Genomic DNA, 16,034 nt, shown 5'->3' on the forward strand with positions numbered 1-16,034 from the left:
GTAGCTGGAAAAGAAGTCCTTAGATGGCCTCCCAAGGCCTTGCTCGAAAACCTCCAATATTTTTCTTCCGCCTGGATGAAAGACCAAGCTCTTCACCTGATCAAGATGAATTCTATCCTCCGCTAGCAACGAGGCCAGCGCATCTGGCATCAGTTCGCGTACCATTGATGGTATCCGCTCTGAGACCACGATCTCAAATCCAGACTCGCCGAATTGCCAGCCCATTAGAGAAGTAGAGTCAGGGTAAAGTAAACTGCTGCTTTTGACGATTTCTAATTTGCCTGCACAGCTTTCAGCTGGGGCGATGAGAAGCGTGGCAGCGCCATCACCAAAAAGGCTCGTAGCGACGACGTTCTTAGGGGTGAGATCATTCGGCTGAAACGTCAGCGACGTCAGCTCTAGAGTAACGACTAGAATACGTTCCTTTGTTGCCCGGCAAATCGCTCCTGCCAAGCCAACTCCAGATGCTCCCCCCGCACATCCCAGGCCAAAAACCGGCGTCCGTTTCACATCTCTTCGCAAACCCAATTTCGAGATCAGATCCACGTCGATGCTAGGGGTTGCTATCCCGGTCGAAGAAATGAATACGATCCGATCGACCTGCCCTGGCTTGATGTCTGCACGTTCGAGACAGCGAGCTGTCGCTTCACATGCGAGCTCTTTGGCCCACGCCAGATATTCGTCGTTTGTCTCACCGATGCGATGATCGCTCAGAAACCATTCGGGCGTGACGCACACGAATCGCTCATCGACAAGCGTATGATCGAACACTGTGAGATATTTTCCCAGCGTATCTGTCTTAGATCGGAAGTGTCGGCCAGCTAGTCTCTTGGCCTCGCTCTGCGAGAGGCGAAATGGCGGTAGCGCCGTCCCAACAGCCAAAATCCCAGACATCAATTCCCCTTGGTGATCGGCGATGGGCTCGAGTCAGGCTGTCCGGGCGGAACGGAAAAAAGGACGCGATGAAATCAGCGCAATGAGGCCGACCTCTTCAGCGGAATTTTCATTCTTTCTGAGCCGGTGTTGAATTTGGCTTTCGTGCCGGTGTGCCGACCACGGTTGCCACGTGTGCATCTCTCCATCAACTGCCATGGCTGGTAGTGGACTCAAGTGGCAATGCCTCGCTTGAGGAGTTGGCATCCGGCGTTGGCACCTAGCACGTTTGGATCATTCGGCCCGGCCAGCGTCCGGGCAATTTCGAGCTCTCTTTGTAGCTACGGGATAGCTCCTTCGGCTTGAGACTCTTTGCGCCGTCGGAGACCCGCCGAATGTCCATTGGCAGGGCGGCCAGGCCCCTCAGCGAACCGGGCTGCAGAGCCTGCCAACGCTGAACTCGCGAACCCATAAATTCCCGCCAGTTGCGCTGCTCAGGGACGGGGGTGATGGAGAAGATATAGGTCGTCGCCAATCCACTGCGCTGTGTAGAGCTGGCCCCTGATGGCAAGCCTTGTCGTTGACGCAGAATCGTTCGGCACGAGTTGCCATTGGCGCAGTTCAATATAGAGACCATCGGGAACGAGTTGGTCACCATCCTGAAAATCCAACGCAACGGCGTATCCGAAGTCTGGCAGGTCGTGCTGCGCTGCCAAACCGCCGTGCGCGGAAGACGATGCCCTAGCTGCGGTCGATGCCGCTCCCACAGATCGCGGGACCGGTTCGAGGCGCTCCTGCACTGATCCGTGGTGTTCAGGCTGCGGAATCAGAATAATTTCAATACCTAGCGGATTAGTTGGTGTCACCACCTCGCGTCTTCCTGCCCAGTGCGCGGTATAGGGCAGACCGTGGATGCAGAAATTTGTCGGCTGGAATAGCCTCGGCAGGAGCCTGTCTCTATCAAGTGCGCGGATCAGCACGCCCGGGGCCGTTTGGGTACCGTGCTGCCAGCCCAAACCGACGATATGTCCGAAATCCTCAACTAGCCGGCGACCGCCGAAGCTCGAGGACGCCTCCGCAGCAGCGGCAGATGACGATGGTCCGGCGGGGGGAGGCCACGGCGGCACCGCAACATTAACGCGTCCGCCAGATTGAGGAAGTGCCGGCGATGCGCCATGCTGTGAAGGGGTTGCCATGCTTTCCAGAAATGGCCTCACCAGTTCATAGTCCTCCTCCCTCAAGACGAAGGCCTCTGGCGACCCCGCGACCTCGGGCGACACACCGGGCACCGCCGAACCGCCGTACCCGGAGGCCGACTCCCCAGGCATCGCAGCCGACAATGGCCCAAAGACATCCGCCACAGGCGCACCTTGACCATCCTCACGCGGCTCTGACGTCGCGGGCGCATACGACGCAGTAGTGACGTGCTGCTGAGTGCGTGCCCCGGCGCTCGGGTCCTCGTGTTCGCGGTATGCCTCTCGAAGGTACCTCAACGCGGACATGATCTTGGGGGCATAAGCCCTGTACTCTTTAGCATCCTGCGTCAACGTATCGTCGTGAATGCGGCCAGCCATTGGCTCCATTTTGCGCTCTTGGAGCCAATCACTGAACCCGCGAAGAACCGACGCGTAATCGCTGACAGTGGTCGGCTGCAGAGGCGAGGGTGCCCTCCTCCTCAAGTAAGAAATAAGGCTCTCGTCCTCGGCACACTTTGCTTTGAGATGATCGCCGGACTTGGCGGTGTGGCGACCCACCGGTGTTCCAGCAACGACCTCTCGAAGGCGCGTCAGCGCTCTTTCGAGCGTAAGGACCTCCTCCTCGAAAAGTCGTAGCTCCCTTGTATAGGCCTGCACATCGGCATTCAGTAGGTTAAGCCGATTGGCCATTGGCGGCCTTCCGGACTTGCGAAGCCATCCGCTAAACCTTCGCGCCGCGTTTGCCGTCCATCGCACGTAATTCCCGGCGAGGTCACTCCTTTTGGCTTCCGTTTCGAAGCGGGAAATAAGTGCCTCGTCGATGTCGAAATCGAGCGTCTCATGTTGGTCAGAGGGCCTGTCTTGCGAGCCATGCCTTTGCTTTTTGTGTGGCGGACTATCCGTCATAGTTCATCTCCGAGCCAGAATGTGCTCCGCACCCTACCCCGGTTGGAGCATCTCAAAAGCAAGCGCCGCGCCAACGGAATCAACGCAAATTCTCAAGCTTGAAGGTTCGCACGCGACAACCGGTCTCCGGTGTTCTAACTCCGACATGCCTTGCACCACCGTCAGAAGCAGCACACGGTCAGCTGTCGTTCGCGCGCGAACAGTTTCAGTTCGGTGCGCTAGCCGCATCAACTGCCGAAAGCGGAACTGAGCTAACCTCAATCAAAACCGGTCAGTCTGGATTGAAGAGAATGCAGATGGCCGTAAACGAACGAGGCGTGTTCGTCGGCATTGATGAAATCGCCCGTCGAAGCTTGCCATGCATGCTGCACGACCAGTTCGAAATCACTTGCCGCACGAAACGCAAAAGCCCGAAGCGACGCTACCCCTGGCTACAAACGTTAAGGCCGCGCGACCAACGACTTGAGCTCGACCGCAACCGTCGCCGCGCTCGTCTTTTACCGTCCTCAGCCCTGGCACGGGCAAGGCGCCCCCAAAAGGGCGGAGCCCGAGCCGAGCTGGAACAGCTATCGCCGTCGCAGAGCGGCGCTGGGCTGAAGCCGTTCACCACTTGTCTTCGCCTGTGGTACTGCCGGGAATGTGCTCCCATTTCACCTCTTTGTAGGTGAACGACCAGTCCTCCATATTCTGGAAGAAGTTATTCTGCGGGTTGATCGTCAGTGGCACAAAGGCCTTGCCTTCGATCAAGGTCGCGTCCTTCCAGGTCGTTTTGAAGAAGTTTTGCGGCTTCGGCATCCCCGCTGGATCGGCGCGGTAGAACTCGCACACGACCTCTTCAAGCACCTCGTTGGTTGCCAGTGCCTGCCAGAGCAGCGGCGAGGCGCGATCGAAAAACTTGGTAAAGACCACCGGCTGATGATTGCGCGTGCCGGTGGCGACACCGCTCGTCATATCGCGCGGAACAATGATTCCACTGCTGAACGCAACAACGGTGATCTTTGACTGGTTGTCGGAGTCGCTCTTGGCGACCTGTCCGATGCTATCCGGCTTGGACGCATCTTGGGAGATGTCGCCCTGCTTCTTGCCTTTGATCGCTATATAAGCCTCAAGTGACACTTTTCGCCTCCATTGTCTGGCACGCTCCCGACCGAGCTGATATGGCGGACATCGCAACATCCGTGCCAAATGGCGTCGGCAAAGGGATCGTTTTTACTGCCGGACTGGATATGGTGGTCAAACAACGCTGCTTAAGATTTCGGACCACAGTCCCCATCAAGGGAAGTCGTCTGCGCAAGTCCAGCGATGTTTCACGGCATAGCAGAGCCTACTCGCTCCAGCCTGCACTCGACGTCCAGAAACGCACGCGTGGCAAGGTCGAGCACAGCCTGCCCCGACACTCGGTAGCCGGTGCGATTGTCAACGACGGCATTGCCCCGTATTGCGTAGACGACCACCGTACGAGGGCCGCGTTGTCGCTGTTCCAGATGCTGCGTAGATAGCCGCAGACGTAATTCACGTCCGTCGCGAAGCACTAGCGAGCGTATGCCATCGGACGATTTCGGCGGCGCGTTAATCATCGGTGTTGGCAGGATGGTTGCGCGCGCTGCATTGGCGACCGCTTCCACCAACGGGTCGATCTCGCGGGTTGCGGGTCGCCAGATGGTCATAAAGCGCTAGGAGATGAGCAGCTCAGGCAGGCCCATCGTAGATCTCGAAAAAGGCACCAGATTGCGACTTGATGCGATTGAACAAGTGCGTTTCGGAGGTCACCACTCCCTTCATGTCAGGATTGTGCACCGCACCGACCACCACCGGCCGGTCAATATCGCCGTTCATGTAGCCAACCAAAACTTCCGTCCCGGCGACCAGGGGAAAATGGAGCCCGGTTTCACTCGGGCCAACATAAGGCTCGAGCTTCCTCACGTAGTCGCTGCCGCGTCCTTTTGGCGCTGCTTCGTCGGCGAACGTAAACTGGAGCTTGTAGCGGCCCTGGTCGTCGATTTCCGCCCGCTCGTTCCACACTTCTCCATCGATCTTGGCGCTGTAGAGGCCGACGCCCGGCGGCACAGGCGTCATAGCGACTGGACGGTAAGGTACGTCCGACCGGATGCAGTGGACCATGTTGTAGTAGGCCCGCCCGTTCCTCGGCAACGCGTTGAACCCGGTCGGAGCCGGCCTGTAGGCCGAGTGATCCGCGGCGACGACGAGATATTCGCCATCGAACCGTGGATGGCCCTGGAGTTCGAAAATGGCCCCTGCGCGGAGCTGCGTCGCATCGCTGTGGGCGATGTACATCGTCTGACTGGCGCCGATTTGCTCCGCACGGATCTTGGCGAGCGTGATCGCTTCGCCTTCGGAAGCAAAATGTCCGCCGAACCGCTCGGCCTTTCCCAAATAGCCGCTGCCTTGTCCGACCTCTTTATCGGCGGAGATGATGGACGGCACCGTTTCGTTATAATCGCGGAGCCCGATCGTTTTTGTCGAGAGAACGCGGCGATGCCGGACAGACAGAATTGCGCTTTCGTCGACGCGGCGGGACGCGCTGCGGTCGCGTTGGTGCGAATAGAGGATAGCCGCGCCGCTGCCGAACTTGATCTTGGGAAATGCCAGGTTCTTGTCGCCAAAGACAACGGTCTCACCGTCGTCTTCCTGTTTGAAAAAATAGAAAATTCCGTTCCGTTCGCAAAGGCGCGAAATGAAATTGAAATCACTTTCATTGTACTGCGCGACATAACTTCGCTTTGGATAGCTATCCAGATTGTACTCGGCAGGGATGCTAATGGCTGCCCTGTTCAGCTCCTCTTTCACGATGTCATCCACACCGACCGGTTGGCCAGGGCCATAAACGCGACTCGCTATCGAGAGTTCGGTAGCCGAGAAGCGCGGGCGTAGAACGAACTGAAGCACCCGCAGGTCAGTTACCGTCGGGTCCAGTTCCTCTACCTGGGCGCAGAGGCCCGAGGCAATCCATCGCCCGCACGCGGTTTTGACCGTCAGCCTGGCGCGTTCACCAATCATTGAGCCGATATCAGCATCGCTCGATGTCGTGGCATAAACCAGGTAGCTGAACGGCAAGGAAATGCACTCTGTGCCTTCGAATCCTTGCACGTCGAGCTTGAGCTCCGGCTGACTGAGAATGTCCAGATTCATACTGAGATTGTAGTCGGCCATCGGTTCACCACGTCGAAACGTCCGCAGAGCCAAGCAGCTTGTATCAGTTGCCGCGGAACGAGCTAACGTCCGAGACGGCAAGCGTGTGCCCGCAATTCCCAAGTATGGGAATGTTCAAATAGTATCTTATTTCCTTACACGCTTTACGACAGCCGCATGGCGAGCACCGCCCCACAAGCGGTAAAACCAAGGCGGTCGGGTGAGACTCTGGACGAACTCACTGACCGTCTGGATGCGGTCACGGCGGTTGAGGGCAAGACCGGAGGCGAGTGCCCGCCATTGCGCTGTGGAAATGGTCGAAGGCGGTGCCGGTGTCAGATTATCGTAGAGCGCCTCATCGGCCGGCCGATGCGCATATGGATGCATGCCGGTCAAGACCAGATAGGCGACCACAGCGAGAGAATAGACATCATCGCTTTCCGCCCGCGGCTCACCCATCAGCATCTCTGGCGAAGCATAGGCCGGGGTCATGAGAGCGATCTGATCGGGTGGCGCCGCACCCCTTTCGGTTCGCGGCGCAGCGTCAAGCGTCAGCACCGCGCCAAAGTCCAGAATTTTGATAGCGCAGTCTGACGTCATAAAGATGTTGCCCGGTTTCAGATCGCCATGGACAAGTCCGAAACGGTGTATATGGGCGAGCCCCCGCCCCGCAGCGCGGATGATACGAAAGGAAACAGCGGGTGAGAGCGGACGTCCCTGATTTTCAATCAGGATCTGCGCCAGCGACCGGCCCTTAAGAAACTCCATGACCAGGTAATGGTACTTGCCGTCGTAATCGGAATCATAAATACGCACCAAATTCCGGTGCGCGACCATACGAAAAAGACGCGCCTCGCGATGCAGCAGCCCGATCAATTCCTCGCGCATCCTCGGATGCGGACGGATAACCTTCACTGCCACGTCGGGACTTGGCTCGCGCGCCCACAGACCAATCCGATCGGTCGCGCGATAAACGGTGCTGATGCCGCCGACGCCGATCACCTCCACCAGGTCGAAACGACCGCCGAGTACGTATCCCACGGGCGCGACCGAGCCCACCGAAGATGGGTTCAAAGTGCATCCTCGCTTAAGCTGATCGCCCAGACATCACCGGTTATTCCACGTCCGCCGTCCCAGAGCAGGCAGAACGCCGAGGTCGCGGTATCGATTCCAAATCGCAACGGCGAGCAGTAGCCCGACGGCCAGGGATCGCCTTGCGCCAGATGCGATGCCGCCAGGGGCTCGTTGAGCCGCTGATTCCTCGACCCGACGAGGCACCAACGGCCAGACTCCTCCTGCAGATACAAAAGAGGACTCCGACGCCCGCTGGTCATAGGCTATCCGGGCACCGGAACGAGCGAAGGACGCTCAGGCTAAAGGGATTGCTTACACTTGCTGCGCGCAGTTCGTAGGTCACGCTGGTCCCGTCCGGCTTACCGATCGTCATGGCAAACCGATCCGAAGCGCCGCCTGAGGCCAGTTGTGACGTGTCGAGGAGGCGGAACAGTGCCCAGGGGCCTGACCGTTCGATCCTCTCCTCGGTTTTGTCCGCCGCGGTGAGCGTAATGGCGGCAATACTTGCATCGGTTCGGGTCGGCCATTCGAGCTCGTAGGCACGCGGCGCCTCGTGACGATAGGTGATTTCCCTACCGTCCAAGACAAACGTCGCGCCCATCAGTTTGGGGCTGAGATAAACTGGTTTGATGCTGAACTTCACTGCCGGTGCCGAACCGGGGCTGCTGAAGAACGCATTGCGGATCTCCCGCGCGCGCTGAAATTGCATCAATGCATCCGCGCGGATTGGTGCCTCCGCCCCATCGATGATCGCTGGTGCAAGGCCGGTCCGACGGTCGACGACCAGCGGCGAAAGGTATTTCTGGGAAAAGTCGTCGACGATGCCGCCAGGACGGAAGAAATCGCCGAAGTCCTTGAGCGTCATGTCTTCACTCGCCAATTCGAACACTGGATAGCGCTGGAAAATGATGCCCTGGCAGACCGGGACCACTTCACGCGTCCAAACCGCGTCGACATGGTCGTGCGCCCGCTTGAGCAAGATGTTCCACGTTTGAAGCGCCGTCTCGTTCATGATGGTGCGGATCGGCTCCGGTCGCAGCGCCGAGTCGGCGCGCAGGCCACCGAAAGCATCGTTGTTCGGATCCTTGGCGCGTCGTTGAACGAGCCGAAACGCCGCCTGGTTCGGATCCGGTGCAGTCGCGATGTTGGCCATCGCCACATAGAGGCCGCCGAAGAGACCACGGATATGATCCATGCCCGTCGGCTGTCCAGACGCCCCGTCTGTAGCCAGTTGGGCCAAAGGCCGGAAGGCTTCGGTGATCCGCGTTCCCGGCCAAGGCGCATCGCCGAACGCAGCATGGAACAGAGCACCCGCGGCTTGATGGCCGGCCGCCGAGGAGGGCCCGGCGGCGGGGCCTGTATCTCCGGCCTTGGCCGGGGTCTGCTCTCCTAACGGCAGCAGATTCGAATTGTCGTGCACTAGAGAAATCATCTGCTGCAGCGTGCTTTGCGAACCGGCCATCTCGCGCATGATCGCTGAGCCGCGTTGCAAATCGTCAAACTTGACGACGTGGATACTGCTCAGGGCATTTGTCCAAACGCGGATATAATCGTTAACATACCGATCCATGACTTTGAGGGCGATCGGTTGAATATCTGCCGTGTCGAATGGGGCGCCGGCGAGTAGCCAGTCGGCGTTCTGCTCTGCTCGGACGATAAGCGGAAGGTTCGGCAACACGAAATTGAGAAAACCGTCGCGCGTGAAGATGCCGGGGATCATGGCACCACCATTCGCATAAACCGGTTCCTGCTCGTCAATCGCGGGAAGACCAATTTGGAAGGTGCGCATTTGGGTGATCTCAAGCTGCCCGGAACCCAGCAGACGAATAAAATCGACCGGCCGCAGGCGCGTGTTCTGCGCGCCTTCGCGTAGGAGGCGAGCATAGACCTGCTCGACCACAGGACGCTTGTTTAGCCGGGACCGCACCGCTCCCGCGAATTGCTGGTCGACACTGATGGGTTTCGGCAGCAGTTCGATAAGCCGCGTAAAATGCTGGTTCAGCTCGCCAGCCGACGTCGGATCGAGCGCAAATGTGCGCGCGACTTCATTGCGCGCAGCCTGCTCGACTTCGCCACGGTCGAAATGCCCCGGATCATGCAGCATCCAATAGGTGCGGAACACCTCCTTGACCTGGTCCAGCAAAGCATCGTTGCCGGCGCGCAACAGGGCATCGATGCGGACGGCGAGTCTGCCCGCGAAAACCGGCAGCAGGCGATTGAGCAGAATGCGGTCGTAGGTATTTTGGGCGGCTGGCGCAAGCACAGGGGGCGCGGAGATGCCGAGATCATCAAGCTGGGCAAACCAACCGTCTTCCCCAGCCAATAGACGTAGCCGGCGCGCGGCATTGAGTGTCGGCAGGATGGCCTTAAGGTCGAGCGGTCCGCGGTTTTCCAAAAGACGCGCCTCTGTAGTCTGCGCGGCCAATCTGGTTTGCTCGATACGAGCCTCATTGCGGGTGAAGGCACTATACCACAGAATAAACGCAGCCACCGTTAGCACCATTGCCACGATATGCCCGCCGCCATGGACCAGAGCGAGCCGGCGCTCAAGTTTCGAATTGCGGCCGACTAATCCCTGCTCAGCGAAGATCACTTCGGTCAGCAACTGCTTGATAAAGAATCCCCTTCCCGGCTCGAGCGTCGGCACGCGCCGGGTCAACTGCAGACCGACGTTTCGGCCAATCGCATCGACCACGCGATCGATTGGCTTTCCCTCCTGTGTGCCGCTGGTGAAGTAGACGCCACGTAGCATCGGCTCCACATCGAAGCGCTGCGATCGGAAGACCTCACCAAGGAAGCTCGCGATTTCGCTCCGGACACCCCAGAACTCCTTCGGAAACGCATACATGAGTCCCCGTCGGTTGAGATCGCGTTCGCCGTGCATGCGAAGGGGCAGTCTGGCCTCAAGTCGCTCCGCAAGCTCCTGCATCTCCAAGCCCACGGTCTCGCCGATACGATCGCACGGCCTAAGAGGAAAGGTCTTGCCCCAGACTTGGGCACGGCCTTGATTGTCGAGATCGTCGAAATATTCTGTAAAGCCAGGCACCATATCGCATTTGGTCACCAGCACATAAACCGGAATGCGCATACGAAAGGTCTTCAGCAGTTCCTGTATCCGCGAGCGAATGGCCTCGATGTGCTGTCGCCTCATCGGCTCGTCCCGCGACAAAAGATCGGCCAAGCTGACAGCAACCAGGATACCGTTGATGGGCCGCCGGCGCCGATGTGTCACGAGAAGATCGAGGAAGCCGCGCCAGGCCGCACGATCGACCTCGGTATCGATGTCCTGCGTCGTGTAACGGCTTGCCGTATCGATCAAGGCTGCTTCATCTGTGAACCACCAGTCGCAGTTTCGTGTACCGCCAATGCCGGCGACCGGCTCGACTCCAAGCTGCCGGGAGAGCGGAAACTCGAGCCCGGAGCTGCGCAAAATCGTCGTTTTACCCGCGCCCGGTGGGCCAATGATGATGTACCAGGGCAGTTCGAACAGATAACTTGGTCCGCGCTTGCCCGCGAATACCGTATCACGCAGGACCTTCAGTGCATCCTCGAAACGCCTGCGAATTAATTCGACTTCCTCCTGGCTGCTCTTGCCGGCAGGTCCGATCAGGCCTTCGCTCTCCATCAGTGACTTGATGATGCGGCGGTTAGTGCGGCGCGCCAGCCAGTAACGGGCAAGCGTGACGAGCACGACTACGAGCAAGAGACTCGCGATCGCGCCGGCGCGAACGGTTGGCTGGTCGAGCGGACGTTGCTCGAACACGACGAGATGAGGACCGCCGAACCAGATGAGCAGGCTGATCGCAAGCAAGCAGATGATCGTGACGATGCCTCGAACCGAGAAGAGTGCCGCCAATTGTGGGCCGAACACCTGCGCCTCCCCTAAAGCCCTGAACGGCCGATCGACTCGAGCAACTGCTCTACATCCGCCATTTGGTTTCCGAGGCGCCACCGGAAAAAGATGTAGCCGATGAGCATCACAAAAGCGGCAATGGCGAAAACGGTCCACAAGGACCCGTAGGTGCGCAGCCCGGTGCGGGCTTTGACGCCACGCCACTCGCCCGACAGTTCTGCGGGCGGCGCGGTGGTGTATTTCCCCAAAAGGCGATGGACCTCCGAACGCAGGTCTTCAAGCCGCTCGCGCCCTCCATCCATGACGCGATATTTGCCTTCAAAGCCCATCAGCAAGCAGAGATTGATGAGCTTAAGCAGTGCGAGGTATTTGGTGGGCTCGGCCTGGACGCGCTCGACGATCTGGAAGACCTTTTCGCCGCCCCACGTCTCGTTGTGGAACTGGTTGAGCAGGCTATTGTCGCTCCAGGCGCTTTCACCGCCCCATGGCGTGGTCATCACCGCCTCGTCGACCAGCGCGCAGATGACGTAACGCGCAGCGCTCACATCGCCGCGACTGGCCTGGTTCTTGACGGCCCACTCTTCGAAGCGGCGAATTTGCTCGACAGTTCCACGACGCATCGCCGCTATATCTGCGTTCTCGACCATGCGAAGTTGCGCGACAATTAGAAAAATCGGTGTCGCGGCCGCAACCAAAGCGTCTTCCGGCGCCGTTGGCTCGAACAGACTTTGTGCGACAATTTCAGCATGGTTGGCGATCCGCACCTCGCCGGGTGCGGGTGATGGCGTGACGGGGAAGGCTGCTGCGGCAACCTTGGACGGAACGCGAAGGGACGATTGGTCGCGTTGAATATGACGGGTCGGACCGAGCGGTCTGCGTCCAATGACTGTCGGCTCATCCATGTGTTTCAGCCTGGTTAGCCACACGTTCTCCGCGGACGGCCCAGAACTCGAGATGCAGATCCGGGTAGTCACCGCTGACGTGGAAGGCGAAGGCCGCCGAGCGCGGCAGGGTGCGCCACAGCTCTACTGATTGATCGAGCTCGAAATAGACAGCGTTCTGGATGTACGGTATCTGGCGCGGTGCCACGGGCAGTGCGCGAACAGGAATACCCGGGAGCTGAAGATTGACGAGATCTCGAATCTGCTCGACCGAGCCTACCTTCATTTGCGCGGGAAGCTGGTTCCGCAGCGTCTCGGTGGCCACACTTGCCACTGCTATAAGAATGAAGCGAGCGTCCTGAAATAAGGCGCGATCAGCGATGACAGCGATCAGGATGCCATAACCGCGATCCTGTAGCGGGAGTGAGATCGCGGCGCCTTGGATTACGACGGACAACAGCTCGCGCAGAATACGAACCAGAGCCGTGAAACCGGTTTCGAGATCCTCATGGCAGTAGGCAGGCATATCTGCGGGTATACGGCGGTCACCGGCGAAACTCGACAGCTGTCCTGCGAGGCCGAGCAGCGCGCGGAAAAGTGTTTCGGGATGATGCCCGCGCGTCGCGGCGAAATGGTCGAAAACGGCTTCGGCGCCGTTCACTACGGATAACGTGACAAGGTCGATCAGCCCCGCGCCATCTGCCCTCGCGCGGGATGGATCGGCGCGCGCGGCAAGAGCATCAGCGCGGGTCCGAAGCAACGACCTGATCTCGTTCAACAGCACAATCAGCGGTTGGACAGCATGGATATCGAGGGCCGGCGGGAGATAGGTGTCGGTCAACTTAATTGCGCCGGCCGAATCGATATCCTGGATTCGGCCAATCGGCATGGTGATCAGCTCGCCTTGCTCCTCACTATCGAACACAAGGTGCGTTGTTAGCGCCGCAACATTGATATCGACGGAAGGCTTCTCAGGCGCAGTCGCATTCCGGACCTGAAGGACCTCCTGACGATGACGGCTCGTAGGGGCATCCCCAGGAGAGAGTTCATTGCCGGCGTGCCGGCGCCGCGCCACAGCGATCTTGACCGGCAAGTTCTTCGCCGCAGCTGGGGCTGTTCGCCCAGGTGGAAGCTGGCCGTGCTCAGGCAAGCGAAGCGCCGTACCGTCGGGCATAATGGCTTCGAGCTCGGTAAGGACGACCTGCCCGAGCGCGAGGCAGCCGCGATCGAAGGCGATCCTCCGAACACCCCAACCATGACCGATCAGACCGGCGATGCGATTCTCGAGCAGTTGCTCGACCCAGCGGTCGTATTGCTGCAGGTGCTGCGGCCGCACCAACATGCCTTCCGACCAGATCGGTTTACTCGTCCCAGACATCGCCGTGTCGCCTTGTGAACTCTAGTAGTCGGCATCCGCTCAAAGCCTCGCCGCGACAGTGACAGAAGCGATTAGAAGATTTTCCACCAGTTTTGGCTGGCTTCAACGCTGATCGCATGCGCCGTCAATTTCACCAAAATCGTGTTGTCTCGGTCGGGTTTGATTTCGGTCGTTGATCGCCATTGCGCATCGTTACCCAGTCGGAAACCGGCGATCACGCCGATATAGCGAGTTTCAATGGGCGTATTGCGCTCGAAATCGTATTTCTCGCCAGGCTTGAGTTCAGTCTCGCGCTTAGCCACCAGATCGGGCCCGAGGCGTTTGGCGTCGTTGTCGAACAGCTCGAAGAACTGGGCCTTGTCGAAATTGGTCGTCGACTTCAGCTCATAAATGCGTACGACAACAGGCGAAGGCTCACCACGCGCGTTCTGATTGACGAGCGGATCGGCCTGAATGATGACTTTGATCGGCGTTGTCTTCAGGCTCTTATCGATCGAGCAGCTGGCCACTGCGGCGGCCGCCAGAAATGCTCCGCCAACGAGAGACAACCGCTGAAGTTTGGTCGGCGGCACCGTCATGTCGCGTTCCGCTCGCTTGAACCAGGTGCCGAGAGCCGCGTGTTGTAGGTTCTGGTAAACTCTTCTGCGATGTAGGCGCGCGCAGTCCGATCAATGTCATTGATCATGGATTCGTGCAACTCGACAAATCGGTCCCACAGCTTGGCCTTGTTGATGCGGGTGCCGAAGAGACCTCTATTGACGCCATCGCTCTCGATCCGTTGTGGACTCATATGCGTCAAGACATTGCTGACCGCCCCTCGCATCGCCGCTATGGCCGCGATCTCATGCGCTTTGATGTCGCAGAACCCTTCACGGACCGATTGGGAAAGCGGCAGCAAAGCATGATCCTTCGCAAGCGCCTCGCGCAGCGCGCTATGACCGCTCTTCATACACTTGAATGCATTGTTGTCGCCAGCGCGCCCTGCCGGCTGAATGTGGAGTTCGTTCTTGACCGCGGTCCAAGCGGCCAGAGTCGATTGTAGACCGTTGGCCGTTTCGGCGATCGCGCGGCCGAGTTCAGCGAGGACCTCCTGGCGCTGCGCCAGCGGCAGACACCCCGGATCGATCCCCAATGCGTTCCAGAACTCCTGCAGTTCATCCGATTCTGCCGGCGATGACGCGGGGGAAAGTGAGGCTGCAAAACCCGTTGTGTCGTGAACCCCTGGAGCGTCGATCGGCCTTCCAGCAACTTGCTGGTTTATGACGGCCGACGCATCAAGCCTGCGCTCTTCGGGACGGTCATCCGATGCACCGGGAGCGCTCAGTGGTCCACGATCGGCAGAAGCGGAATTGATCGGATTGGACGTGACTTGAAGTGGGGTGCTTGGTGCGTCGAGGCGCGAATTCGCCTCTAATGCCGGCGCAGGCGGCGGCGCTCTGAATGAGTCCCCTTCCGGCAATAGATCGCCAATGTCAAGGTCCTCTGGAATAATCGGTCCAGGACGGCCAGTCGCCGGTGCAGTCCAACTTTCCTTGAGTAGTGTAGGCGGTCGATGCAATGGCTCGACAAATGAGGTCTCAGCCTGTGGCAACGGATGCGAAGGAGGTTCGCGCAGCCGCGCATGCAAGGACGGCATCTCCGTGTCGGCCATGCTCGACACTTGCGCCATCCGAGACAAGTCTGAGAGCAGATCTGGCTCGGCTGATCCCGCGTTCTTGGCGGGAACCGCGTCTTCAAGGAGACACAATAGATCGCGCACCTGTGGTGAAACGACCGCCTGCAGCCTCTCTTCCGCAGCTGGATGGGAGGACGACCTGCACCCGTCGATCGCGGTTAACGGATCGAGCGAAATATCTATATCCCTGCCCAACAGCCCGGGAGCCGTAAGGGGTACATCGGCCAGCTCCTGCGCGACTGAGGGCGACGGCACGGCCGGCGCTGCGCCACCGATGCGCACGGCGTTCGAAGCTGTTAGCCCGAGCTGCTGACGTTTCTCGTCAGGATCGTACTCGATCATGACCGAGATGATGTAGCTTGCCATATATAATGTATCGCCATCGGCCAACGGCGCCGTGTTGCCGCGTCCCAACGGCTCGTCGATGGTGTTGATGTAGACGCCGTTAGTGCTGGTGTCCGTGACGGAGAATCCGAGACTGTTAAATGCGATCTGCGCATGGCGCGCCGATAGAGTATTTGTTGGATCCGGAAGCTGCCAGCTGCAGCCAAGTCCCCGCCCGATAACGCCACCTTCCGGTCCGAACGTATGCATTGCGTTTCGGCCCAGGGCTTGCGCGTTCTCTCCGATAATTCCGAGTATGAGATGCATCCCATGCCTTGTTCGACTTCGCTTTTCCGCGCGGCTGCGTATGCGCCCGCCGGACCAGACTTGTGCGAGGCGCCAACGTAGCTACCTCCTTCCGTGTTGTGAGGTCGGTCGACCGTTTCGCGCGCTTATTCGCTCTTTGTGCGCTCTCGGGCACGGTGAAGGACGCACTGACTTTTCCCTCTCAAAAGCGAGTGACACGGGTGCAGGAGAAGAAGATCATCGCCCGTCCTGCGTGTCCGCATGCACCTAAACTCCCTCAGTCTTGCGGCATCCTGCTAGCAACCGTCGTGCCAACGGCTCTCGCGCTCCAAACTACTGATTGGGCCTTGAAAGCCGAGACGCGGCAAATCGCGGCCGGTGTTCTGAACGTGACAGAGGCGCTATGGCTGTCAGATAC

10 protein-coding genes are annotated in these 16,034 nt (G+C 59.1%); all 10 read right to left on the reverse strand.

The genetic code is table 11. The features are described 5' to 3' along the window. Window positions 1-894, reverse strand: an 894-nt coding sequence (locus SO156_RS14005) for a type III polyketide synthase (protein WP_498535176.1), incomplete at its 3' end; no start/stop codon positions are given. A 473-nt stretch (window positions 895-1,367) separates the two neighbouring features. Next, window positions 1,368-2,975 carry a hypothetical protein gene (locus SO156_RS14010; protein ID WP_498535177.1) on the reverse strand — a complete coding sequence of 536 codons (1,608 nt, stop codon included), beginning with the start codon at window positions 2,973-2,975 and terminating at the stop codon, window positions 1,368-1,370. 603 nt (window positions 2,976-3,578) lie between these two features. Next, window positions 3,579-4,091, reverse strand: coding sequence for an Hcp family type VI secretion system effector (locus tag SO156_RS14015; protein WP_498535178.1), 513 nt, complete (start codon window positions 4,089-4,091; stop codon window positions 3,579-3,581). A 573-nt stretch (window positions 4,092-4,664) separates the two neighbouring features. Further along, a complete protein-coding gene (locus SO156_RS14020) occupies window positions 4,665-6,146 on the reverse strand; it encodes a type VI secretion system Vgr family protein (protein ID WP_498535179.1) in 1,482 nt (493 codons plus the stop codon). A gap of 126 nt (window positions 6,147-6,272) precedes the next feature. Next, entirely contained in the window at window positions 6,273-7,199 is a 927-nt protein-coding gene (locus SO156_RS14025) for a serine/threonine-protein kinase (RefSeq protein ID WP_498535180.1), read from the reverse strand. Between the two features lie 256 nt (window positions 7,200-7,455). Next, on the reverse strand, window positions 7,456-11,070 hold the full coding sequence (gene tssM / locus SO156_RS14030) for a type VI secretion system membrane subunit TssM (protein ID WP_498535181.1): 3,615 nt from the start codon (window positions 11,068-11,070) through the stop codon (window positions 7,456-7,458). An 11-nt stretch (window positions 11,071-11,081) separates the two neighbouring features. Beyond that, complete coding sequence (icmH, locus tag SO156_RS14035; protein WP_498535182.1) at window positions 11,082-11,954, reverse strand: type IVB secretion system protein IcmH/DotU; 873 nt, start codon at window positions 11,952-11,954, stop codon at window positions 11,082-11,084. After that, complete coding sequence (gene tssK, locus SO156_RS14040; RefSeq protein ID WP_498535183.1) at window positions 11,947-13,311, reverse strand: type VI secretion system baseplate subunit TssK; 1,365 nt, start codon at window positions 13,309-13,311, stop codon at window positions 11,947-11,949. The genes icmH and tssK overlap by 8 nt, the downstream gene beginning before the upstream one ends. Before the next feature lie 71 nt (window positions 13,312-13,382). Further along, on the reverse strand, window positions 13,383-13,889 hold the full coding sequence (gene tssJ, locus SO156_RS14045; RefSeq protein WP_498535184.1) for a type VI secretion system lipoprotein TssJ: 507 nt from the start codon (window positions 13,887-13,889) through the stop codon (window positions 13,383-13,385). Then, on the reverse strand, window positions 13,886-15,580 hold the full coding sequence (tagH, locus tag SO156_RS14050) for a type VI secretion system-associated FHA domain protein TagH (RefSeq protein WP_498535185.1): 1,695 nt from the start codon (window positions 15,578-15,580) through the stop codon (window positions 13,886-13,888). The genes tssJ and tagH overlap by 4 nt, the downstream gene beginning before the upstream one ends. Window positions 15,581-16,034 lie beyond the last annotated feature (454 nt).

Source organism: Bradyrhizobium sp. UFLA05-125 (assembly GCF_059803515.1).

Coding starts and splice junctions, on each gene's coding strand:
- icmH (WP_498535182.1), bottom strand. CDS start 11,954: ATGGATGAGCCGACAGTCATTGGACGCAGACCGCTCGGTCCGACCCGT.
- SO156_RS14010 (WP_498535177.1), bottom strand. CDS start 2,975: ATGACGGATAGTCCGCCACACAAAAAGCAAAGGCATGGCTCGCAAGAC.
- tagH (WP_498535185.1), bottom strand. CDS start 15,580: ATGCATACGTTCGGACCGGAAGGTGGCGTTATCGGGCGGGGACTTGGC.
- tssJ (WP_498535184.1), bottom strand. CDS start 13,889: ATGACGGTGCCGCCGACCAAACTTCAGCGGTTGTCTCTCGTTGGCGGA.
- tssK (WP_498535183.1), bottom strand. CDS start 13,311: ATGTCTGGGACGAGTAAACCGATCTGGTCGGAAGGCATGTTGGTGCGG.
- SO156_RS14020 (WP_498535179.1), bottom strand. CDS start 6,146: ATGGCCGACTACAATCTCAGTATGAATCTGGACATTCTCAGTCAGCCG.